The organism is Enterobacter sp. RHBSTW-00593 (assembly GCF_013784105.1).
Classification (GTDB): domain Bacteria; phylum Pseudomonadota; class Gammaproteobacteria; order Enterobacterales; family Enterobacteriaceae; genus Enterobacter; species Enterobacter ludwigii.
Genome location: NZ_CP056393.1, coordinates 2,893,403 through 2,916,353 on the forward strand (window position 1 = coordinate 2,893,403; position 22,951 = coordinate 2,916,353).

A 22,951-nucleotide genomic window follows, 5' to 3' on the forward strand; every position below is an offset into this window, starting at 1 on the left:
TTATGTTCAAAAATATTTGCGCAGGTATTCCGTTAAACACAGGATTGCCATGGCCTGTCCATAGGGCATCGACGTGAGTGGGATCTGGCGATAGAACGCCAGATCGCGGCCCATCCCCGTACCGAACGACGTCTGCAGTAACTCCCCTTCCGGCGAGATATTTTCCACAATGCCGCGAATCGCTTTCTCCGCCACCCCAGCATATTCCGCGCCGACATAGCGTTTACGCACCGCTTTCAGAATACCGTAGGCAAAGCCTGCCGTGGCTGACGCCTCAAGGTAGGAATGCGGATCGTCGAGCAGCGTATGCCACAGGCCGCTATCGTCCTGACATTTGGCGAGGGCCGCAATCTGCGCGTTCAGCACCTGCACAAGGTAGCGACGAACGGCGTTATGTTCAGGCAAATCCACCAGCTCAAGGAAATCCGGGATCACGATGGTCAGCCAGCTGTTGCCTCGTGCCCAGCGTGCCTTCGCAAAGTTATGGTGGCCTTGGTAATTCCAGCCGTGGAACCACAGGCCGGTTTCGCGATCCATCAGGTTCTGCACGTGCAGCAGAAACTGATACACCGCCTCTTCAACGTACTCCGGTTTATTAAGGAGCTTGCCGATTTTCGCCAGCGGCAGAACCGTCATCATCAGCGTGTCATCCCACATCTGCTGAGAATTCTCTTCCGCCAGGGTGATGTGCTGCATGCCGCCATGGTCGGTGCGCGGCATCTCATTCATGGCCCACTCCGCCCAGCTTTCCAGCCACGGCAGCCAGGCCGGGTTTCTGGTCTCTTCATAACGATATGCCAGCGTCAGGAACGGTGACATGGTATTCACGTTTTTGGTGGTCGCCCCTTCCCTGAAACGATCGGCAAACCAGCGGTCAATGATGTCACGCATCGCTTCGTCGCCCGTCTGGCAGTAATACTGCCAGATACCGTATAACCCCACGCCGTGGGTCCACTCCCAGCCTGCCCATCCTTTGGTGTCAATGACCCGCCCGTCGTCCAGGCGCAGTAAAAACTCACCTGTTGTGTCGTGGATATTAACGAGGTTATGCGTCACCTTTTCAATCAGCGATTTCAGCTCGTCCCGGGCGATGAAATGCGCAGGCTGACGCAGGAGTGGACTGTGTTTGACCGGCCAAACTTTCATTATCTTAACCTCTGTTGTATGTCGAATTCAGTACCGCGCGCCCCTTCAGCGAAGGTGCCGCAGGCTTATTACGATTCAGATAGCCGATGTTGTTATTGCCCCACAGCGACGCATAAGGCATACCGGCCAGCATCTCCACGGTGGCGCGGGCTTCTGATGTCGCACTCTCAGGAATGGCGCGACCAGACGCGCGCATTTTGGCGGTCTCTTCACGCAGCGTGGTGTGGGTGTGCAAATTGAGTTTGAAACGCAGCGAGACCAGGAAGCCGCAGAACAGAACCAGAAGCGTTCCCACGCTCAGGATCAGCAGAATGGTGTGGCTCACTTCCGCGGGCTGGGTCTTCTGTCCGCTAACAAAGCCGGACATCTGCATCACAATGCCCACCAGCATTACCGCCCCTGCCTGCGAGGCTTTACGGGTCAGCGTCATGATGCCGGCGAAAATCCCTTCGCGGCGCTGGCCGGTGATCACTTCATCGACATCAGCAATGTAGGTGTAGGTATTCCACGGCACATAGTTGATCCCACCGCGTCCCAGACCGGCAACTGCAGAGACCAGCAATAACAGAGAGTAGATATCACTCAGGCCCGCGTAATACAGTACGGCGTAGGAAAGCGATGCCAGGCCAAACAGCACCACGACCATCCGATAGGACGGCGCGGGTCCGAAGCGAATGCACAGCGGGATCATGGCGATAACCGCAATAAACTGGAAGATGGCCATCGTGCCCAGCAGGCTGGAGGCCATGGATGCTTCCTGCATCAGCACGAAAACCACGTAGTAGGTAAACACGGCATTAAAGACGTCCTGGGCGATATACCCGCCAAGGTACATCCCCAGATGCTGACGGAAAATTCTCACGCGCAGCGTAGAGCTCAACTCCACAAACAGGCGGTTGAGGCTCTGTCCGAGCGACAGTTTCTTCTTCTCTTCTTCGGCACGCAGGGCGGCTTCGCTCCACTCTTCCCGCGGTCGCTCCCAGGTGAAGAACCAGACGAGCATCAGCATCAGCGCGCACAGCACGGAGAAGACCAGGCTTGCATAGAAAAAGGAGACCGCGTTGTCTTTGCCGAAATGCGTGAGCAGGATCCCCGGCAGGAATGAGGCCAGGATGGCAGACATTTGCGCCATCGAGATACGGGCACCTGAGAAGCGGGTTTTCTGTTTAAAGTCATCGGTCATTTCCGGCACCAGCGTTTCGTACGGCACCAGAATCATGGTGTAGACGATATCGAACACCAGATAGGTCAGCAGGTAATACCAGAAACTCATCTCCCCCACCCACATCAGGGAGTAGCTGAATACGCACGGGATCCCCAGCAGAATAAAGAACTTACGCCGACCGAAGCGCTTGCCGAGCCAGGTCGTGCCAAAGTTATCGGTCAAAAAGCCCATCAAAGGGCTGACGACGGCATCCAGTACCCTTGCGGCAGCAAAGATGAAGGTTGCTTCAATCGGGGAGAGTCCACAGAACGTTGTATAAAAATACAAAAGCCAGGCCGCCGTCAGGGCGGTGGTTCCCGCCCCGAGGAAATCGCCTGACCCGTAAGCAAGATAATTTGCGAGTCCAATTTTTCGTGTTTTCATTGCCGTCAACCCTACTCAGTTTTGGGAGACTCCCTGTAAGCAAAATCTGATCCGGGAGTTATTACACGGCTACAGTAAGAGTATCGACCTGGTGATACCTTTCTGTTTTTGCCATCACCGGCAAGCGGCTGGCAAAAATGCAAAGAGTGTCGTTACGCGTGTCACTGATTTATAAAACAGCGTTTCTTTTACATCAAAAGAGGAGGTCATTTTTTGCGAGCCAGCCATCAGAAATGGCTGATGGCTGTCGTAGAAAGCGGGGTATTAGCGGTAGTTGACGATGACGGAATTACGCTGAACTTTCAGCGCAGGGATCAGGCGTCCGCCGCCCGGCACTTCCCAGATAAAGCGCAAAGGTTCGACAGCAGGCACGCCGTTGAAGGCCTGAGTGGTGCCATTCTCTCCGTCAATTTCCGTACAGCGTGTCTGGGAGCACAGCCGTACCCGAAGCCCGGCAGGCGTTGGGCCAATAAGCGTGTAGTTCCAGACCACCAGGGTCATCAGACCGGACACCGGCTCAGTCGGTGATAGCGGTCGCGAAGACATGGCGACACCGCGGTTGCTGAGGGTCACGCCAATGCTGCTGGCCTGCCAGGTCCCTTCCCCGGCGGCCTGGGCCACCAGCGGAAAAAGTAAAATCCATAACCACTTACGCATTATTTTCCTCCTATCGTCGCCGTCATACGGATATGACGGTTATCCGACAACTCCATATTCGACAGCACGACCAGCTGGTTCAGGCTACGGCGCAGGAAGCGCGACAGCAGCGGACGCAGCGCATGGTTCACCAGCAGAACCGGTGGCGCACCCAGCATCTCCTGACGCGCCAGCGCCTCTTGTGTTTGCTCCAGCAGACGGTCGGCCAGGCCAGGTTCCAGCCCTCCACCGCCCTGCAGAGCCTGCAGCAGCAGACGTTCAAGCGGCGTATCGAGGCCGATAACCTGCACTTCCCCGGTGCCCGGGAACCACTGCTGCGTGATCGCCCGTCCCAGTGCCACACGCACCACCGCCGTCAGTTCGTGCGGATCGCTTTGCAACGGTGCATGCTCGGCGAGGGTTTCCAGAATGGTACGCATATCGCGGATCGGCACTTTTTCCTCGAGCAGGTTTTGCAGCACCTTGTGCAGCGTGGTCAGCGTCACGACGCCTGGCACGAGATCTTCTGTCAGCTTCGGCATCTCCTGCGTGACGCGATCGAGCAGTTGCTGGGCTTCCTGACGACCAAACAGCTCTGCCGAGAATTGTCCAATCAGATGGTTCAGGTGGGTCGCCACCACGGTACTCGCCTCCACCACGGTGTAGCCCTGAATTTGCGCCTGCTCTTTCAGCGCACTTTCAATCCAGATGGCAGCCAGGCCAAAGGCCGGGTCGATGGTTTGCTCGCCTGGCAGCGTACCCGCCGCGGTGCCCGGGTTAATAGCCAGCCAGCGGCCTGGATAAGCATCACCGCTGCCAATCTCTACGCCTTTCATCAGAATTCGATAGCGCGCAGGCGGCAGATCCATATTGTCGCGGATGTGAACCACCGGCGGCAGGAAGCCCATGTCCTGGGCGAATTTTTTACGGATGCTGCGGATTCGGCCCAGCAGTTCGCCATCCTGCTGGAAATCGACCATCGGGATGAGGCGATACCCCACTTCCATTCCCAGCGAGTCTTCCAGTTGAACGTCGTTCCAGGTCGCTTCCACGGCCTGCGTGTTCTCCGGCATTTTTACCGGAGCAGGTTCCGCAGCTGGGGTCATCTCACGGCCACGCATCCACCAGGCAAGGCCCAGCAATGCCGCAGTGAACAGCAGGAACACAAGGTTTGGCATTCCCGGCACCAGACCGAGCAGGCCCAGCACCGCGGCGGCCAGCAGCATCACGCGCGGGTTGCTGAAGAGCTGCCCGACCATCTGCTCGCCAACATCCTGATCGGTACTGACGCGGGTCACGATAACCCCCGCCGCCGTTGAGATAACCAGCGCCGGGATCTGCGCCACCAGACCGTCACCAATGGTCAGCAGCGTATAGCTTTCCGCCGCGTGGCCCATGTCCATGCCGTGCTGCAGCACGCCCACCAGCAGGCCGCCGACCACGTTAATCACCATGATCAGGATGCCCGCAATGGCATCACCGCGAACAAACTTACTCGCACCGTCCATTGAGCCATAGAAGTCAGCTTCCTGCGTCACTTCCGAGCGGCGCTTTTTGGCTTCATCTTCGGCAATAAGCCCGGCGTTCAGATCCGCGTCGATGGCCATCTGCTTGCCCGGCATCCCGTCAAGCACAAAACGCGCGCCCACTTCCGCGATACGTCCGGCACCTTTGGTGATAACCATAAAGTTAATGATGACGAGAATGACGAACACCACGATACCGATGGCAAAGTTACCGCCGACCAGGAAGTGGCCGAATGCCTCAACCACTTTACCCGCCGCGGCAGCACCGGTGTGGCCTTCCATCAGAATGATACGGGTTGACGCCACGTTCAGCGCCAGCCTTAACAAGGTGGTAAACAGCAGAATGGTCGGGAATGCGGCGAACTCAAGGGTGCGCTGGGTGAACATCGCCACCAGCAAAACCATAATGGACAACGCAATGTTGAATGTGAAAAGCAGGTCGAGGATGAACGCCGGAAGCGGCAACACCATCATCGACAGAATTAGCAGGATGAGAATCGGTCCGGCAAGGATCTGCCATTGCGTCGATTTCAGGTTGCCGGGCAGGCGCAACATTGCCACCAGATTAGCCATCAGTGTCCTTCTCGTTCATAAAATCCAGCGCGTCAGGCACCGGAAGGTTCTCAGGTTTCACAGGCCGTTGACCGCCAGCCAGACGCCAGCGTTTCAACTGCCATACCCAGGCCAGCACTTCCGCCACCGCGGCGTAGAGTTGTCCTGGGATCTGTTGTCCAATTTCCGCATGGCGATACAGCGCGCGCGCCAGCGGAGGCGCTTCGAGTATGGGCACCCGGTTTTCGGTACCAATTTCACGAATACGCAGGGCGATGAGCCCCGCCCCTTTCGCCACCACTTTCGGCGCGCTCATTTTGTTTTCGTCGTACTGCAGCGCAACGGAATAGTGTGTCGGGTTAGTCACAATGACGTCGGCTTTTGGCACATCTTCCATCATCCGTCGACGGGCGGCAGCACGCTGCATCTGGCGGATACGCCCTTTCACGTGCGGGTCACCTTCCATCTGCTTATATTCATCACGAATATCCTGACGTGACATGCGCAGTTTCTTGAAGTGGCTGTAAAGCTGGAAGATAACGTCAAAACCCACCATGGGAATAATGCTGAGCACCACCAGCAGGGCACAGAGCCCGGCCAGGTTCAGCGCATTGCTCATCGCGGTTAACGGCGATTCGCTGATAAGGCGCATCATTTCCGGCCAGTGGTGCCACAGAAAAAAACCGCCGGTACTGCCCATCAGGACCGATTTCAGAATCGCTTTAAGCAACTCCGCACCGGTTTGCGCCGAGAACATTTTCGCAATCCCCGGCAGCGGGTTCAGTTTCGAAAACTTGGGTTGCAGCGATTTCCCGCTAAACACCAGACCGCCCAGCATTACGGGCGAGACCAGCGCCACCAGCACGACGCCGGTAATCAGGGGCAACAGCGCAAGCATGGCATCTTTAACGAGCAGGATTATCTGGCTGAGGATCAGGTTAGGGTCGTTGACCATACTGTGGTCAAAACGTAGGCCAGCCGAGAGCATTCCCGCCAGTTTGCGGGCGAGCGCCTCCCCACCCCACCAGATAATGCACACGCCTACGATGAGGATCAGCAGGGATGTCAGTTCTCGGGATCGGGGGACCTGCCCTTCCTCACGCGCTTTTTCTAGTCGGTGGGGTGTGGGGGCTTCCGTTTTGTCGTCGTTCTCTTCTGCCACAGTGCCTGCTCGCAGCCCATTTAGTCACGGGTATCATGCCAGCCTGACCTTTCATCAATGGGTTGAAAAAAACCAATAACCGGGTTCTTTTAGCCAGTTCAGCGTCGGAGCAATCGGGTGATGAGTAAAAAACGGCAAAAAAAAATTTGAGATAGCGTTTGGCAACACTGTCAGCAAGCAGGGCGTGAGCAAGGGCCAGCCACCCCAGCGTTATGCACTCAAAATTAAGCGGCATACCCTCAGGTTGCGCACGCAACCTGAGGGTCATCACCTCAATCAGAAACCAAGGCTGTCCAGCAGATCGTCTACCTGATCCTGACTTGCCACAACGCCCGCTTTGGTGGCGTCGAGCTGTGGACCGTTGAGCAGGCTTTCGTTCTCGCGTTTTGGACGAGCGGCCGGTTCCGGAATGTTCTCCAGCAGCACCATCAGCAGCTGACGTTCAATTTCCTGAATCACATCCATCATGCGTTTGATAACCTGGCCCGTGAGGTCCTGGAAATCCTGCGCCATCATGATGTCCAGCAGCTGCGCGTTGGTAAAGCTGGTGTGGCCCGGCACATCGCCCAGGAACTGACGGGTATCCGTGACCAGCTCGCGGGCATCCGCCAGCTCGATTGGATTCTCAAACCACTCATCCCAGCGTTTGGTCAGCGCTTTCGCGCCTTTCTCCATCGCATCCTGATGCGGTTGTGACGCTTCAACGCTGTTCAGCGCACGTTCAGCCGCCTGAGCGGTCATCTGCACAACGTAGTCCAGACGATCGCGGGCATCCGGAATGGCTTCCGCCGCTTCGGCAATTGCCTGGTCCAGCCCCAGTTCACGCAAGCTGTCACGCAGCATGCGTGTCAGGCTGCCGATGCGGGCAATGATATCGCTGGGCGAGTGTTCTTCAACGGGTTTCATAGCAGGTTGCATCATCATAACCAACACCTCACATGCCGAGTTTCTCGAAGATCTTACCGAGCTTCTCTTCCAGGGTGGCCGCAGTGAACGGCTTCACGACATAGCCACTAGCGCCCGCCTGTGCTGCGGCAATAATGTTCTCTTTTTTCGCTTCTGCGGTCACCATCAAAACCGGCAATGACGCCATTCCCGCGTCCGCACGGATGGTTTTCAGCAGTTCCAGACCGTCCATGTTTGGCATGTTCCAGTCGGAGATAACAAAACCAAACCCGCCCGCCTGCAGTTTGTTCAGCGCATCAACGCCGTCTTCTGCTTCTTCAACGTTGTTGAAGCCCAGCTCTTTCAGCAGGTTGCGTACGATACGACGCATGGTGGAAAAGTCATCCACAACCAAAAACTTAAGCTCTTTATCCGCCATAAAATAATACTCCTGAGTCAAATACGTATTGCCTGTCCGGCACTGATTTTCGCCAGCATCTGCTGGCTTACCTGGCTAAGATCGACCACTTCGCTCACGCCACCCATATTGATGGCCTCGCGCGGCATGCCGAACACCACACAACTTGCTTCATTCTGCGCAATCGTCCAGGCGCCAGCCTGGTGCATTGCAAGCATTCCGGCGGCACCGTCGTTACCCATCCCCGTCAGGATCACCCCAACGGCGTTGCGCCCCGCATGTTTCGCCACCGAATGAAACAGCACATCCACCGACGGACGGTGCCGGTTTACCGGCGGCCCGTCATGAATTTTGATTTGATAGTTAGCGCCACTGCGCGCCAGCTCCATATGCTTGTCACCCGGTGCGATATACGCATGGCCGGGGAGTACGCGCTCACCGTCTTCCGCCTCTTTCACGCTGATCTGACACAGCTTGTTCAGACGCTCGGCGAACGAGCGGGTAAAGCCTGGCGGCATATGCTGCGTGATCAGAATACCCGGACTTGAAAGCGGCAATGGCTGGAGTACATGACGAATTGCCTCTGTTCCCCCGGTTGACGCCCCAATCACCAGCAGTTTTTCCGAACTGAGTAAAGGACCGGCCTTCAGCGTTACCGGTGCATCCATCGGTTTGTGCGCGGCAAGCTTCGCACGTGACGCGGTGCGGATCTTCTCGGCGATCATTTCGCTGTACGCCAGCATCCCTTCACGAATGCCAAGCTGAGGTTTGGTGACAAAATCCACCGCCCCTAACTCCAGCGCACGCAGGGTAATTTCAGATCCTTTTCCGGTCAGGGATGAGACCATCACCACTGGCATGGGCCGCAGGCGCATCAATTTTTCCAGGAAATCAATGCCATCCATGCGCGGCATTTCGACATCCAGCGTTAACACGTCGGGGTTATATTTTTTAATTAAATCCCGCGCTACCAGCGGATCAGGCGCTGTCGCCACCATCTCCATATCGCTGTGGCTATTGATAATTTCAGTCATGATCTGGCGCATCAGCGCAGAATCGTCGACAGACAACACCCTGATTTTACTCATGCTTTTTCCTTACTCAGCGCATATACCGTTTGCCCACGCAGGCTAAACTCACGCACGAGGTTGCTGAAGTTTTCCGAGTGCCCGGCAAACAGTAAACCGTCAGGCTTGAGCAACGGAACAAACCGACGCAGAATGTCCTGTTGCGTCGTTTTATCAAAATAGATCATGACGTTACGGCAAAAAATAGCGTCGAATGGCCCCGGCACGTTGTACTGCTTATCCAGCAGGTTAACGGGCGCGAATTCGACACAGTTCGCCAGCTCCTGGCGCACGCGCACCAGGCCTTCATGCGGGCCGGTTCCGCGCATGAAGTAACGCTGCAACTGCTGAGGTGACAGCGTTTTCAGTTCATCCTGGCGATACACGCCGTTGCGTGCCTTCTCCAGCACTTCGGTATCAATATCACTGGCGTAGACTTTCCAGCGTCCAGGCGCCATGCCCAGCGTGTCGGCAAGGGTGATCGCCAGCGAGTACGGCTCTTCCCCGGTTGAGGCGGCCGCACTCCAGACGCGATACTCCCCGCTGCGGCGACGCGCGTGCTCCGCCAGGACCGGGAAGTGGTGAGCTTCACGGAAAAATGCGGTCAGGTTGGTGGTTAACGAGTTAATAAAAGCCTGCCACTCTGCGCTGTTCTGGTTCGCTTCGAGCATGCTCAGATAGCGACCAAAATCGTCCAGCCCAAGCGTACGCAAGCGCCGCACCAGACGGTTGTAGACCATGTCTCGCTTATGATCGGCAAGCACAATCCCCGCACGCTGGTAGATTAACTGACATATCCGACGAAAATGCGCGTCGGACAGCGCGAGGCGCTGTGTCATCTGCAACAGTAATGACGTTTGCCCTGGGGGCATTGGTGATGTCATAGCGCCTTCTTAATTACATTCAGGATACAACTGGCACGGCCTGCGACCGCCCGACTTCTGTTACTGCTTCAACGTGCTCTTTCACATTAAATACCGCGACCAGCCCGGTCAGATGATCCGCCTGGCTGGCCAGCTGATCGGTTGCCGCTGCCGCTTCCTCAACTAACGAGGCGTTTTGTTGCGTGACCTGATCCATCTGGCTTACCGCCTGGGCCACCTGCTCAATTCCGCGACGCTGTTCATCGGACGCAGAAGCAATCTCGCCCATGATGTCGTTAACCCGCGTAACGGAGGTGACGATTTCGTGCATGGTTTTCGCCGCCGTGTCCACCAGGGCAGAACCTTGCTGGACGCGCGAGACGGACTCTTCAATCAGCCCTTTAATTTCTTTCGCGGCGTTGGCGCTGCGGCTCGCCAGATTACGGACTTCACCGGCCACAACCGCAAAACCACGCCCCTGTTCACCGGCTCGTGCCGCTTCAACGGCCGCGTTCAGCGCCAGAATGTTGGTCTGGAACGCAATACCGTCAATCACGCTGATGATGTCGCCAATTTTCTGTGAACTGGCGGCAATGTCCTGCATGGTACTGGCCACGTGAGAGGCCTGATCGCCCCCCTTCTTCGCCGTCATCGCCGCCTGTCTGGACAGGTCAGACGCCTGACGCGCGTTATCCGCGTTCTGGCTTACCGTCGCGGTGAGCTGCTCCATGCTGGCAGCCGTTTGCGCCAGCGAAGCTGCCTGCTGCTCGGTGCGCGATGAGAGATCGTTATTGCCTGCCGCAATCTCCGAGATCCCGGTGTGCATGGCATAACTGCCCTGTCGCACATCGGAGACCGTTTCCCGCAGGGCGCCCTGCATCGCCTTCAGGCTGGCAAAAATCGCCGAAATTTCGTTCTTGCCGTACACCGCCACCGGACGCGCCAGGTTACCCTTCGCAATACTGTCGAAGTGGCTGCTGACGATCGCCAGCGGTTGCACAATCATTCTGCGCGACCAGTACAGGGCACCGCCGGTCAGCAGCACCGCCAGAATCACCACCACGGCAAAAATCACGCCTGACATATGGTAGTTTTTACGGCTGTCATTCCCGGCGCGTTGGACAAACTGGTTAATGTTCTGCTGCCAGGCATTAAAGCTCGCGTCAAACGCCGCCTGGGACGCCTGGACTGGCGCGGTCATAAAGTCCGAGAGCTGGTTGTTCTCAAGCCAGGTCGCCTGGTGATCCAGGTCGCTGTGCCACTGATCAAAACGCTTCTTCATCGCGACTTTCAGCGCCTTCACTTCCGCGCTGCCGGCGTCCTGTGCCGCGAAGGCGTTAAACTGCGCGTCAGCCTGCTTCAGGCTGTCGCGCGCGGTCACCATCAATGCCTTGATGTCATCCGGCGGATAACTCAGGGCGGTTAAGGTTCCCGCTTTGTTCAGCGCCGTGCTTGCCTGCAACAGTACGGCGCGCGTCTGTGCCACGGCGGCGCGCTGCTGGTTACTCGCCTCAACTTCCTGCAAATTCTGATAGCCATCGCGAAACGCCCAAAAAGACAACCCGTTACTGCCAACCTGCAACACACCGCAAAGGATCAGAATCAAAAACAGTGTGGTCGAGATACGAATACGATTTAACATCCACGCTCCCATCATGCGGCAAGCAGCCGCGGTTTAAATGTCAGTCAAAATGTTTCCCAGTTTTCATGTCCGGTCGTCGCTGCAGGTTTACGGGTCGCTGCCGCTGCTGCGGCAGGCGCGAGATACGTTGCTTGCGGGGTGACCGTGTTTCCAGCGAGTGAAGCGAGACGAAACGCCGAGACGGCCATCTTCAGACGGCTTGCCTGGTCTTCCAGCGCAGCGGCCGCCGCAGCGGACTCCTGCACCAGCGCGGCGTTTTGTTGTGTCACGCGATCCATTTCCGATACCGCCAGAGCAACCTGGTCGATACCACGACTCTGCTCATCCGACGCAGAGGCGATTTCACCCATGATGTCCGTTACGCGGGTAACGGCATTCACGATGTCATTCATGGTTTCCCCTGCGCTTTCTACCAGCACGGAGCCGGTATCGACGCGGGAAACGGAGTCTTCAATCAGGGCCTTGATCTCTTTCGCCGCGTTGGCACTGCGGCTGGCAAGGTTGCGCACTTCCCCGGCCACCACGGCAAACCCGCGCCCCTGCTCGCCCGCACGTGCGGCTTCAACGGCGGCGTTGAGGGCGAGGATATTGGTCTGGAAAGCGATGCCGTCGATAACGCTAATGATGTCGGCGATTTTCTTCGAACTGCCGGCGATTTCGTGCATGGTTTTCACCACGCCGTCCACCACGCGACCGCCTCGCTGCGCCGTTTCGGACGCGCTTTCCGCCAGCTGTGAGGCCTGACGGGCGTTGTCCGCGTTCTGCTTCACGGTCGCGGTAAGCTGCTCCATGCTGGCGGCGGTCTCTTCGAGCGCCGACGCCTGCTGTTCGGTGCGCGACGACAGATCGTTGTTGCCCATCGCAATTTCGCTGGTACCGGTATAAATCGCTTCCGATCCGTTACGCACGTTGGCGACGGTCTCAATTAGCGAGCGCTGCATATGATCAACGCTGTTTGCCAGCTCGGTAATTTCATTGCGCCCGGAGACGGTCAGCGTTTTGGTCAGGTCACCACCGGCAATCTCGCGAATGTGGGCAATGACGCGACCGAGAGGATTAAGCAGGATGTGGCGAATGCCGTACCACACGCCCACCAGCACGATGACCAGCGCCAGCGCCATGACGGCCATCTGCCATTTGGCAAAGCGGTAATCATTCTGGCTTTGCGTAAAGGCCGAGTGATACAGGTCGCCACTGGCTTTGGCATATTCCCCGAGTGCCGCACCGAGGGCGTTTTGCATCCCCTGGGTAGGCTGCGCGAAATACGCGTCCATGTTACCGCTTTCCAGGAACTGAATAAGCTCCGTCAGACCGGCATAGTAGGCGTTGTACTTTTCATCGATATTCTGGCTCACCTGCGCCATGGCAGGCTGTGGCGTGATTTTCTTAAAGGCGTCGTAGTGTTTCGCGGCGTCAGCAAGGGTCGCCCGCGCATTTTTCAGCAGTTCCGTTTTCGCACTGCTCTGCTGATTATTTGGATCCATCATCATGCGGGCAGAAGAGCGGCTCAGGTTGATACGCGTTTGCAGCATCAGATCCCACGTCGACGTCAGTTCACTCTGCTGTACGCGGAGATCGTTCGAGGCGGCGAAACTGTCCTGGTTTTGTTTAAGTGACGAGAAAAAAAGCCCGCCGGAGGTAAGCTGAAGAAGTGCGAAAATGACCAGCACCATCATAAGCATTGTGACAACGCGGATACGGTTCAACATACAACACCTTCTCATAGATTTATTAACGGTGTTATCGGCACTGACTACAGGAACTTTACATTTGAGAAAGGGAAAAGCGCGGGGTTAAAACGCAACGTCAACGATCAGCGTATCGGTATAGGTGCCGGCAGGCGGCGTAGACTGGCTGGTAAGGACTTTGGCAGTGTAGTTGTAGGTTCGCAATAAACCGTCGGTACTGACCTGCGAGGAGGTTGCGCTGGTCCAGCGCTCGGTACCGCTGCCACCCCAACGGTTGGTCGTGGCTTCTTTATAAATGTCGTAACTCATGTAGTTACTGCCGCTCACCATGCGGCGAACGTTATTCAGCGCGTTGGCACCATTATTAATTCCGATAGTGTAAGTGCTTCCTTTGGTACAGGTGACGGCAATCGCCTGCGAGACAGTGGGGAAACTTTGCACCAGCGGCGCACTGTTGAAGTTGACGTCCGGCGTGGTCATGGCGCTGCAGTCGTTGGTAACGGTCATGTTGAGAAGAATACTGGTGGTCGCCGTGCCTGTCTGGGGAACGGTGCAAAGGCCCAGCACGCCCACGGAACAGACGCTGTAGTTGATGCTGAAGGTGAGCAGCACCTGATAGGGCCCGGCCGTGACGTTTTGTCCGGCAACGGTGCGGAAATAAAGCGGAATGCTGTACTGTTTTGACCCCAGTAATCCCAGCAGGGTGTTGCCGCTCCAGGTATAAGCTTTGCTGATTTGCACTTCGCTATTGCCCGAACACCCCGTTAACCCGCACAACCTGGTGGGGATCACATCCGTGATGGCCGCATTGTCGGTGCGTTTCATGGTGGCACGGCTGTTGCCTGAAACCGACGCGGCGGTGTAGTTCAGCGTCACCGAGTCGTTGGTCAGAAGATTGAGCACAGCGTCGCATGCCACGATCAGCCTGCCGGTGGTTTCGACCTCCCCGGTTCCGCTGAGCGCGAACGAGGTGACGCTACCAAATGACGCATTTACCGTACTGACGGTACACGCCGCCCAGCCGCCGCCGGAAAACAGCAGCAGTATCAACAGCAGTAAGCGCTTCACCGTTCCTCCCGGCAAATCAGCGGTCCGTATGTCTGCAGCTTATGTTCCGGGTTGGCCCCCACGGTCAGCGTGGCCGAGCAGTGTTTTCCGTCTGGCGTAATCACCTCAAGCGGGTTCACATCGCTGAGATTTTCCAGCCAGGCGATGCCGTCATACCCCACCACCGCATTGTTGCGCGAGGCGCGTCGAACCTGGCTTCCCACCGGGATAGCCTGCCCCTGCTTGTCATGCAGAATGACGCTTGCCACCCGCTCCTGCTCCATCGGGAAATCGACCAGATAACCGCTGTGGCGGCGAATAGCGATCCGCCGCTCTGTCTCTTTCAGCCGGGTATCCGCGGGCAGATTCAGGGTATCAATGCGATAACTGGCCGGGTAATAAGCCGATACCCCGCTGACCAGCAGGTAGCCGTTATTGTTCGTTTTGCCGACCGGCTGGTTCTCATAGCTGACGGGAACGTCCGGGTGACCGTCGGTGCTGATCACCACAAACGCATCGTTGATTTTATTTGCCGCAAACAGCTCGCCGTCCATCAGCACAACCGCGCCCATCGCCTCTCCCCACCAGGTCATCATGCCCCTTTCGCCATAACCACCGCCCTGAAGTTCGATGTTGTTATTGCGCCAGCCCAGCGTTCCCTGCTGATAATCATTGGCTTTCGACTGGTTGGCCCATGCCATGTTCCAGCTAAAGCCACCGTCGGAAGGCATGGAGTGGTTGTAGTTGATACGCTGCGTGCTGCCGGCATCTGGCGTGTTTTCATAGGTTACGGCGGCACTGTCACGCTCTCCCAGCGGCACCTGAAGCGACATGGCCACCGTCCAGTCTCCCCGCTGCTGATCGCGGCTTGCAGCCAGATAAATACTGCTCGCCCCCCACAGATTGCGGCTCCAGGAGAGATTCAGCAGTTCGGTTTTTTGGTTGTCAAAGCTCTCCACGCCGATCCAGGCAGCACCGAGACTGCCATATTCGCCCAGGTTAAAGGTGAGAGAATACTGGTCGGTGTTGCGACTAAAACTGGCGATGGGCCGGTCATTTTCGTCATAGACCGTCGGTTGGTCGTAGAGGGCGAGGTTGCCAAAGTCGCGATCGCGCCGCGTATGCTGTGTCGCTACACTAAATTCACTGGTACTGTACTGATAGCCCCAGTTGATTTGCCCGCCATTATCTCCGCGCATGCGGCTTTGAGAATACGCGGTATTCACGACGCCAAACCGACCCAATTTAACCACCGTCCCCATCCCGCCCAGCGCCAGCGCTTCTGCCCCTTCGGCATGGCCCTCCAGCGTCAACCAGTCCGTAATGCCATAGCGATACGACCCACTACCCGCCGCCGGGCCGTAGTCAAAATTCTTGATGCCGTAATTACGCCGCAGGCTGCCGAGCGTCACCGCCCCGTCGCTCAGGCCTTGTTTCAGCAATTCGCTGGTGACGTAAAACGGCAGCGTGGTACTCACCTGGCGGCCCAGCGCATCGGTGGTGACCAGTACCGCGTCCCCTGCTCCGTTGATATAGGGCAGATTGGTCAGGGTGAACGGTCCCGGCTGAAGCTGGGTCGAGCCGGAACGATAGCCATTGATAAAGAGATCTACCGAGGTGGGAACCGCCGCTTCGCCCGAGAACTCTGGCAGTGGCCAGGTCACGAGGTCAGGACGCAGGGAGAAATCCCGCCCGTAGCTGATCCCGCCCATGCGCACGCTGGTGCTCCAGCTCAGGGCATCGCTGATCACATCCCCGGCGGTCCAGGTCGTTGCCTCGTCCTCGTTCGTCATCAGAAGCGCCGTGTCATAGCGCACATACCCTTCCTGCTGACCGTCGTTTCCGGTGAAATTTTCCCGGGCATAGCCGGTTGAAGAAAAGGAGCCGTTCTCATTGAAGTAGCGGAATTCATGCCAGAGCGAGGCCTGTCCGCCGACATGTTCCGTATGGTTGGTGTAGAGATCGTAATTAAGCAGCGCTCCACGCCCGAAGTGCGGTTTACTTTGTGACATTTGTCCGCTGAAAGGGGTCACGCGTGAGGCGACCCAGTCGGCCGGAACGCCCAGCAGCAGACGCTGTGCGGCGCTGTCGTACTCTACGCGCACCTGCGGCAGGGTAGAAAGGTTCACGTCTCCGGCAGGCACATGCTCCGGCGGTAGCCCTGCCCGCAGCAGGTCGGCGCTGGAAATAAAGAATGCCCCCTCGCGCTGCGTCACGGGCACCACCATACCGGTGTCGTAGTGATTCAACACAATCGAGAGTTGAAAGACCGCTTCGCCGTTCAACGCCTGAGCCTGCGGCGGCGGCGGTAAACTGTCATCGCCGGGCTCAGCCCATGTGCTGGTACTGACGCAGAGCAGAATCATCATCGCCGGTTTCAGTTGACGGGCGTCGACTGCCATTGCGTATCCCTGGCATTAATCTGCGCGCTCAGCCGGTCTGGCTGACCTATTCCGGCCGGGATTGACCAGGTGCGGGTGCTGCCCGCAAGAACATACCCGAGTAATCCGTCTGCAACCGTCCGCTTCTGCCCGCCCTGCTCCAGCGCCACCTGGCTGAGTTTGACGTGCACATCCCCCTGATTACGGACCTCCAGGGCAGGATGTCCCTTCTCCTGCGTCACCCGCCAGCTCAGATTTTTGGTCTCCACCAGCGCATGATGTGCCCCCTCTTTTAGGGTCGGGATCCCCTGTCCATAAACGAACAAAGGAATGGAGTAGCGCATTTGCAATTTCAGGCCAATGGCCGGCTCGGCTTTGGCATCCGGCTGGGGGATTTCATCCACAATAATGCGGTAGGCCTGTTCGACGCCGAGCGGCACCGAACCCTGCTTAATCAGACGAATAAGCTGCTTACTGCCTTTGCCAATGGTGACGATGGGCGGGCTGGCCACCACATCCTGCTGTGCGGAGTAGCGTTCATAACCGCCCTCCTGCTTCCAGCGCACAATGCGGACCTGCATTGTCGTTGCGCTGTTCCCCTGATTCTGGATCCATAATTCAGTGGCTTTGGCATCCGCTGACAGCCACGGATCGATGGGCCACAACAGAATGGTTGCCGCCGCCTGCGCCTGGCCTGTCGCCGCAGCCATTCCCCCCAACAAACTCACCAGACAAAGGTGTCTGAAAAATGGCTTCATCGACTGTCTCCCTTTATCACCATGACAAGGTCACGGTGAGCTGATCAGAATACGTTCCTGCCGGGCTAAACCCGGTCAGCAGCGCCACGCCAAAAAGCGGCAGCGCAATGTTATTACTGTTGGTATAGGTCACCGGTATTGCCTGATTGACGCCAATTTCGCTGTTCGCCGCCAGCGAACTGCTGCTGTAAAGGCGATATCCCACCACTTCCGTTCCCCCTGAGCGCTTCATACGCCGAACGGAGGAGTAATTCTGTCCGCCGTTAATGCTCATACTCAGCGCCACGCCAGGCGTGCAGGCGATGGACAAGGCCCCGTTAGGCACAAAACTGGTGCTCACCGGGGCACTTTCCACCCCGTTGTGGGTACCGAAATCGAGCGTACCGAAAACTCCTCCGCTGCCCGCGGATACCGCGCACCCGGGCACAATGCTCGCGCTGACCTTAAATGACTGTGACGTCACAGCACCCGCCGCAGGCACCAGCATCAGGCAGACGATCAGCGCGTACAAAGGGTGCACGATCCCCTCCGCGCTGTTGCGCAGACGCAAAATGGATGCCTTCATGGCTGCGTGAAACTAGTAGGTGACGCTGACGTTAATCGTGTCGGTGTAGGTGCCCGGAACGACCGTAACGCTGTTACCGCCCCCGGTAATGCGCCCGTAAAGTGTGTAACTGTCGATGCCCCCGGCGGTTGACGCTATTGGCAGTGCCGCGTTGTTGGCAACGACGTTGTTAAATCCGCTGTCGCTATACAGGCTGTAAGCCACACCCTGTGCAGCATTGGTGGTGTTGACCAGATAGCGCGCAGGCGTGCCTGGCGTCCCCACAACGGTACCCGGCGCGGTGGAGTTGGTATTCCCGGTGATCGCCACCGTATAGCTGGCGGTCGTGCATTGAATGGTGAACGTGTTACCGCCGCTGGCACCGGTCAACTGCGTCGTCAGGGTGGAAAACGTTGCGGGGTGGGTGCCGAAATCCAGGGTCCCGAAGTTAATGCCATTTTGCGTGGGCGAGCCGTTTATCAGACAACCGTTCGTCAGGGTTAACGTCGCGCCAATAGTACCGCTGCTGGTCACCGCCAGCGCCTGTTGGGCTGTTGTCACCGTCAGCAACGTGCCTGCACAGATCAAAAGGAGTTTTCTTTTCATTTATACCACCCTCCAGAAGACATTTCCGTTCGCTTGCCACATTTTATTTTTGCTGTTCAAGATGTTAGCCCCACTTAACGTTCCTCTTCCGGGGGTTATTGAGAATTTAGTTTATGGATACCGCTTCGACCACCCGCGCCGCGGAGGGCAAGACTAATGGCTTATTGACTGAATATTTATTTATAAAACAGGATGTTAATACTTTGTAAATGCCTTATTTCTCGTATACGCAGAGGATATATCCATTGAAATGTGATCTGCATCACAATATATCGTCGAGGCGTTAACAACAAAATTAATAAAAATTAAAAACTAGTTGTATCTCCCTCCGCTTTACTTCAATTTATGTGCCGAATAATTTCCTGCGTCGTAATAAAAAATCTATATACATCGGCGCAGACGGCAACCAAAGCGCATAGAGGGTCTTTTTTCGTGGCAAGTGCAAACAAACTCACACTCTTCATCGTGATATTCATGCTGGCGGGTATTCTTTCAGGGGCGGCGATTCATGAGTATGCCTCTGCGGATGCTATCAAAGCATGGTCGGATAACATCACGCTGCTGACCGATATTTTCCTGCGTCTGATTAAAATGGTAATTGCGCCACTGGTCTTCAGCACGCTGACCGTGGGCATTATGAAACTGGGTGAAACCTCCACCATTGGTCGCGTGGGCGGCAAAGCGATGGTGTGGTTTATTAGCTCATCCGTGCTTTCCATTCTGGTGGGACTGTTTATCGTCACGCTGGAGCGTCCGGGCAGCGGCCTGAACCTGGCTATCCCGAAAGAGGCGGTAGACACCGGCCTTGCGGTGGGGGGGATGACGCTGAAAGCGTTCTTGTCCCATACCATTCCGACCAGTATTGCCGGTGCGATGGCGAACAATGAAATCCTGCAGATTGTGGTCTTCTCTATGTTCTTCGGCATCGCCGGCGCGTCGCTGGGGCAAAAATTCAATGCCCCGCTGGTGGCCGCGCTGGATGTGGTCTCCCATATCATGCTGAAGGTGACGGGTTACGTGATGTACGTCGCCCCGCTGGCCATTTTCGCCGCCATCTCATCTGTGATTGCCACTCAGGGTCTGGGCATTCTGCTGAACTACGCCTCCTTTATTGGCGGCTACTACGTGGCAATCCTTCTCACCTGCATGGTGCTGCTGGCCGTCGGCTATATGGTGCTGAAGAAAGAGGTGTTCCGCCTGGTCAGCATGCTGAAGGACCCGGTGCTGGTGGCGTTTACCACCAGCAGTTCAGAAGCGGCGTATCCAAAAACGCTGGAGCAGCTTGAGCGTTTTGGTTGCTCGCGCAATATCGCCTCTTTCGTTCTGCCGATCGGTTACTCCTTTAACCTGGTGGGCTCTATGGTGTATTGCTCTTTCGCCTCGATGTTTATCGCCCAGGCGTACAATATTCACCTGAGCTTCACCGAAGTGACCGTGCTGATGCTGACGCTGATGCTGGCTTCAAAAGGGATTGCGGGGGTGCCTCGTTCGTCGCTGGTGGTGCTGGCGGCAACCATCCCGAGTTTCAATATTCCGGTGGCGGGTATTTTGCTGCTGATGGGGATCGATCATTTCCTGGATATGGGACGTTCAGCGATTAACGTGCTGGGTAACGGTATTGCGACTGCGATGCTGTCGCAAAATGAAGGGGCGCGTGAAGCGGAGACTGAGCTGGTAGAGCAGGAAGCGTAACGGGTTGGCCGAATGGTTTCGTTCACCTTAAGGCCAGCAGAAAATACTACGCCTGCAGTAAGTGAATAAGATAAGGGGGCTGCAATAGCCCCCTTAATACGTTCACCGCAGCGGGCGAATCAGATAACCGAAATGCCCGACTGAACGAAACGGTTCCATGAAAGCCTCACAGAACCGTTTAGAGAAACATTACGCCACGTGATTCGTCGCGATATCCAGCAGCGCCATCTCATCACTGTTCAGCAGCTTCTCAATATTCACCAGAATCAGCATACGTTCACCCAGTGCTCCCAGCCCCGTCAGATACTCGGTAGACAGCGTGACCGCAAACTCCGGCGCCGGACGGATTTGATCGGACGTCAGGGACAGCACATCAGATACGCCATCCACCACGATCCCAACCACGCGCTGCCCCAGATTCAGGACAATCACCACGGTGTTCTCGTTATAGTCCACGTCGCCCTGGCTGAACTTCACGCGCAGGTCAACGATAGGCACAATCACGCCGCGCAGGTTGGTGACACCTTTAATAAAGGCAGGCGTATTCGCGATGCGGGTAACCTGGTCGTAACCACGAATTTCCTGCACTTTCAGGATATCGATGCCGTACTCCTCATCGCCTAAAGTGAATACCAGGAATTCCTGCCCTGATGGCTCGCCCGCCAGTTTCGTTACATTACTCATACCGGTCATGTTATTACCTTCTACTTAATCAGGCGGCTGTGTACGCCACACGTTGTTCACGATTTAATCCCTGAAGCGCCGACACATCAACGATCAGCGCCACGCTACCGTCACCCAGAATAGTGGCGGCAGAAATACCTGGCACTTTGCGGTAGTTGCTTTCGAGGTTCTTCACGACCACCTGGTGCTGGCCAATCAGTTGATCAACCAGCAGCGCGTAGCGGCGACCCGCACTTTGCAGGATCACCACGATCCCCTGCGTGGCCTCGGTTTTCGCGCCATCCACTTCGAACACTTTCCACAATTCGACCAGCGGCAGGTACTCACCGCGCACTTCAAGAACGCGCTCGCCACCCGCCAGCGGATGCAGATCTTCTTCACGCGGCTGCAGCGATTCCATCACTGCGTTCAGCGGCAGAATAAAGACTTCGTCCGCCACTTTCACCGACATGCCGTCGAGGATTGCCAGCGTCAGCGGCAGCAGGATACGAATGGTGGTGCCGGAACCTTGCTTAGACTTGATCTCAACGTGGCCGCCCATCTCCTGAATGTTACGCTTCACCACGTCCATTCCCACGCCGCGGCCGGAAACGTCCGTCACCTGCTCTGCTGTCGAGAAGCCTGGCGCGAAGATCAGCATGCCCACTTCTTCGTCAGTCATGTTTTCGTTGACCGCCATTCCCTGCGAAATGGCTTTCGCCAGAATGCGCTCACGGTTCAGGCCCGCACCGTCATCGGTCACTTCGATGCAGATGTTCCCGCCCTGGTGTTCGGCGGAGAGGATCAGATTCCCGACCGGGGATTTTCCGGCGGCAATGCGGTTTTCCGGCAGTTCGATACCGTGGTCGAGGCTGTTACGCACCAGGTGCGTTAACGGGTCGATAATGCGTTCGATCAGGCTTTTATCCAGTTCGGTGGAGCTGCCCATCAGCGTCAGTTCAATCTGTTTATTCAGTTTGCTGGCCAGGTCACGCACCAGACGCGGGAAGCGGCTGAAGACATATTCCATCGGCATCATACGAATGGACATCACCGATTCCTGCAGGTCGCGGGCATTACGTTGCAACTGCCCCATGCTGGTAATCAGATCGCCGTGGGTCACCGGATCCAGTTCGTTAGACCGCTGTGCCAGCATCGACTGGGTAATCACCAGTTCACCCACCAGGTTAATCAGCTGGTCAACTTTCTCGACGGCGACACGGATGCTGGTGGATTCACTGGAACGCGCGGCCGGTTTGTCACCACGGCCTGGCGCGGCAGCATCTTTTGGCACCGCTTTCAATACCGGCGCCGCAGGCGCAACGGCAGGCGCGGCCGCCTGAGGAACAACCGCCACCTCTTCCACTGCCGCTGGCACGTCAACCGCCGCCGTTTCGGTTTCAAACGCGATCTGGTCGGCTTCGATAACAAAGCACAGGACCGCCACGATATCGTCCTGGCTGATCCCCTCTTCCAGCGTCGCACTCAGGCTGTCTTTGCCTTTCACCACGTTGCTTAATTTCGCCAGGTTACTCAGCTCTTCTTCAAGAAGGTCAACTTCGTTCTCTTTGAGGCGTGACAGCACCACGCGCACTTTACTCGCAGCGGCGGCCGGGGCCGCCTCTTGTGCGGTAACGGCATCGACAACGCTCAGTTTGGCTGCCGGAACAACGGCTGCGGCTGCGTCACCTTTGGCTTCCAGCGCGAGCTGGCGCAGCGCATTGCAGATGTATTCAAAGCTGGCGGCATCAGGCTCTGCCGAGCTTTTATAGGCGTCGAGCTGTTCCTGCATAATATCTTTGGTTTCCAAAAACAGGTTGATAATGTCGGTATTGAGCTGCATCTCACCGCGTCGTGCTTCATCCAGCAGGTTTTCCATTAAATGGGTCGTTTCCTGCAGGATGGTAAATCCAAACGTTCCGGCTCCGCCTTTAATCGAGTGCGCCGCACGGAAGATGGCATTGAGCTGCTCGGAGTCCGGTGCTTCAGGCACCAAATCCAGCAAGTGTTGCTCCATATCGGCCAACAATTCGTCGGCTTCATCAAAGAATGTCTGGTAAAAATCGCTAATATCCATGCTCACGCTA

Annotated in this window: 19 protein-coding genes; 1 reads left to right on the forward strand and 18 read right to left on the reverse strand. The window is 56.7% G+C overall.

Features of this window, described 5'->3' with window-relative positions; translation table 11 throughout:
* Positions 1-6: 6 nt before the first annotated feature.
* The 16 genes from bglB to HV242_RS13795 all read right to left on the reverse strand — a co-directional run bounded on the left by bglB (position 7) and on the right by HV242_RS13795 (position 18,509).
* Entirely contained in the window at positions 7-1,146 is a 1,140-nt protein-coding gene (gene bglB / locus HV242_RS13720; RefSeq protein WP_044858305.1) for a beta-galactosidase BglB, read from the reverse strand.
* 4 nt (positions 1,147-1,150) lie between these two features.
* Positions 1,151-2,734, reverse strand: a complete 1,584-nt coding sequence (locus HV242_RS13725; RefSeq protein ID WP_079230842.1) for an MFS transporter — start codon at positions 2,732-2,734, stop codon at positions 1,151-1,153.
* A 264-nt stretch (positions 2,735-2,998) separates the two neighbouring features.
* Positions 2,999-3,394, reverse strand: coding sequence for a flagellar protein FlhE (gene flhE, locus HV242_RS13730; RefSeq protein ID WP_123266835.1), 396 nt, complete (start codon positions 3,392-3,394; stop codon positions 2,999-3,001).
* Complete coding sequence (gene flhA / locus HV242_RS13735) at positions 3,391-5,469, reverse strand: flagellar biosynthesis protein FlhA (RefSeq protein ID WP_014170658.1); 2,079 nt, start codon at positions 5,467-5,469, stop codon at positions 3,391-3,393. Before flhA ends, flhE begins: the two co-directional genes overlap by 4 nt.
* A complete protein-coding gene (gene flhB / locus HV242_RS13740; protein WP_014170659.1) occupies positions 5,462-6,610 on the reverse strand; it encodes a flagellar biosynthesis protein FlhB in 1,149 nt (382 codons plus the stop codon). The genes flhA and flhB overlap by 8 nt, the downstream gene beginning before the upstream one ends.
* A gap of 276 nt (positions 6,611-6,886) precedes the next feature.
* Positions 6,887-7,531 carry a protein phosphatase CheZ gene (gene cheZ / locus HV242_RS13745; RefSeq protein ID WP_013096065.1) on the reverse strand — a complete coding sequence of 215 codons (645 nt, stop codon included), beginning with the start codon at positions 7,529-7,531 and terminating at the stop codon, positions 6,887-6,889.
* Positions 7,532-7,544: 13 nt separating this feature from the next.
* Positions 7,545-7,934: a chemotaxis response regulator CheY gene (gene cheY, locus HV242_RS13750; protein ID WP_000763862.1), complete on the reverse strand. Its 390-nt coding sequence runs from the start codon at positions 7,932-7,934 to the stop codon at positions 7,545-7,547.
* A gap of 17 nt (positions 7,935-7,951) precedes the next feature.
* Complete coding sequence (locus HV242_RS13755; protein ID WP_014170663.1) at positions 7,952-9,001, reverse strand: protein-glutamate methylesterase/protein-glutamine glutaminase; 1,050 nt, start codon at positions 8,999-9,001, stop codon at positions 7,952-7,954.
* The gene (gene cheR, locus HV242_RS13760) at positions 8,998-9,864 is read right to left on the reverse strand and encodes a protein-glutamate O-methyltransferase CheR (RefSeq protein ID WP_014170664.1); all 867 of its coding nucleotides are present in this window, start codon (positions 9,862-9,864) and stop codon (positions 8,998-9,000) included. Before cheR ends, HV242_RS13755 begins: the two co-directional genes overlap by 4 nt.
* Positions 9,865-9,883: 19 nt before the next feature.
* Complete coding sequence (gene tap, locus HV242_RS13765; RefSeq protein WP_020883383.1) at positions 9,884-11,485, reverse strand: methyl-accepting chemotaxis protein IV; 1,602 nt, start codon at positions 11,483-11,485, stop codon at positions 9,884-9,886.
* A gap of 44 nt (positions 11,486-11,529) precedes the next feature.
* Complete coding sequence (gene tar, locus HV242_RS13770) at positions 11,530-13,194, reverse strand: methyl-accepting chemotaxis protein II (RefSeq protein WP_050736989.1); 1,665 nt, start codon at positions 13,192-13,194, stop codon at positions 11,530-11,532.
* Positions 13,195-13,278: 84 nt separating this feature from the next.
* Positions 13,279-14,241 (reverse strand): Csu type fimbrial protein, encoded by a 963-nt coding sequence (locus HV242_RS13775; protein ID WP_050736990.1) that lies wholly within the window; start codon positions 14,239-14,241, stop codon positions 13,279-13,281.
* Entirely contained in the window at positions 14,238-16,622 is a 2,385-nt protein-coding gene (locus HV242_RS13780; protein WP_050736991.1) for a fimbria/pilus outer membrane usher protein, read from the reverse strand. Before HV242_RS13780 ends, HV242_RS13775 begins: the two co-directional genes overlap by 4 nt.
* Positions 16,598-17,359 carry a fimbrial biogenesis chaperone gene (locus HV242_RS13785; RefSeq protein ID WP_032680765.1) on the reverse strand — a complete coding sequence of 254 codons (762 nt, stop codon included), beginning with the start codon at positions 17,357-17,359 and terminating at the stop codon, positions 16,598-16,600. Before HV242_RS13785 ends, HV242_RS13780 begins: the two co-directional genes overlap by 25 nt.
* 16 nt (positions 17,360-17,375) lie before the next feature.
* Positions 17,376-17,924, reverse strand: coding sequence for a Csu type fimbrial protein (locus HV242_RS13790; protein ID WP_050736992.1), 549 nt, complete (start codon positions 17,922-17,924; stop codon positions 17,376-17,378).
* 12 nt (positions 17,925-17,936) lie between these two features.
* Positions 17,937-18,509, reverse strand: a complete 573-nt coding sequence (locus HV242_RS13795) for a spore coat protein U domain-containing protein (protein ID WP_050736993.1) — start codon at positions 18,507-18,509, stop codon at positions 17,937-17,939.
* Between the two features lie 432 nt (positions 18,510-18,941).
* On the opposite strand from HV242_RS13795, the gene HV242_RS13800 reads away from it, so the two are divergent.
* On the forward strand, positions 18,942-20,201 hold the full coding sequence (locus HV242_RS13800; RefSeq protein WP_025203835.1) for a dicarboxylate/amino acid:cation symporter: 1,260 nt from the start codon (positions 18,942-18,944) through the stop codon (positions 20,199-20,201).
* Between the two features lie 189 nt (positions 20,202-20,390).
* Here HV242_RS13800 and cheW read toward each other — a convergent pair whose 3' ends face one another.
* The gene (gene cheW, locus HV242_RS13805) at positions 20,391-20,894 is read right to left on the reverse strand and encodes a chemotaxis protein CheW (protein WP_020883376.1); all 504 of its coding nucleotides are present in this window, start codon (positions 20,892-20,894) and stop codon (positions 20,391-20,393) included.
* Between the two features lie 19 nt (positions 20,895-20,913).
* Positions 20,914-22,947, reverse strand: a complete 2,034-nt coding sequence (gene cheA / locus HV242_RS13810; protein ID WP_014170675.1) for a chemotaxis protein CheA — start codon at positions 22,945-22,947, stop codon at positions 20,914-20,916.
* Between the last annotated feature and the right edge of the window lie 4 nt (positions 22,948-22,951).

Coding starts and splice junctions, on each gene's coding strand:
- HV242_RS13755 (WP_014170663.1), bottom strand. CDS start 9,001: ATGAGTAAAATCAGGGTGTTGTCTGTCGACGATTCTGCGCTGATGCGC.
- tar (WP_050736989.1), bottom strand. CDS start 13,194: ATGTTGAACCGTATCCGCGTTGTCACAATGCTTATGATGGTGCTGGTC.
- cheR (WP_014170664.1), bottom strand. CDS start 9,864: ATGACATCACCAATGCCCCCAGGGCAAACGTCATTACTGTTGCAGATG.
- cheZ (WP_013096065.1), bottom strand. CDS start 7,531: ATGATGCAACCTGCTATGAAACCCGTTGAAGAACACTCGCCCAGCGAT.
- bglB (WP_044858305.1), bottom strand. CDS start 1,146: ATGAAAGTTTGGCCGGTCAAACACAGTCCACTCCTGCGTCAGCCTGCG.
- cheY (WP_000763862.1), bottom strand. CDS start 7,934: ATGGCGGATAAAGAGCTTAAGTTTTTGGTTGTGGATGACTTTTCCACC.
- tap (WP_020883383.1), bottom strand. CDS start 11,485: ATGTTAAATCGTATTCGTATCTCGACCACACTGTTTTTGATTCTGATC.
- HV242_RS13790 (WP_050736992.1), bottom strand. CDS start 17,924: ATGAAGGCATCCATTTTGCGTCTGCGCAACAGCGCGGAGGGGATCGTG.
- cheW (WP_020883376.1), bottom strand. CDS start 20,894: ATGACCGGTATGAGTAATGTAACGAAACTGGCGGGCGAGCCATCAGGG.
- HV242_RS13725 (WP_079230842.1), bottom strand. CDS start 2,734: ATGAAAACACGAAAAATTGGACTCGCAAATTATCTTGCTTACGGGTCA.
- HV242_RS13785 (WP_032680765.1), bottom strand. CDS start 17,359: ATGAAGCCATTTTTCAGACACCTTTGTCTGGTGAGTTTGTTGGGGGGA.
- flhA (WP_014170658.1), bottom strand. CDS start 5,469: ATGGCTAATCTGGTGGCAATGTTGCGCCTGCCCGGCAACCTGAAATCG.
- HV242_RS13795 (WP_050736993.1), bottom strand. CDS start 18,509: ATGAAAAGAAAACTCCTTTTGATCTGTGCAGGCACGTTGCTGACGGTG.
- HV242_RS13780 (WP_050736991.1), bottom strand. CDS start 16,622: ATGGCAGTCGACGCCCGTCAACTGAAACCGGCGATGATGATTCTGCTC.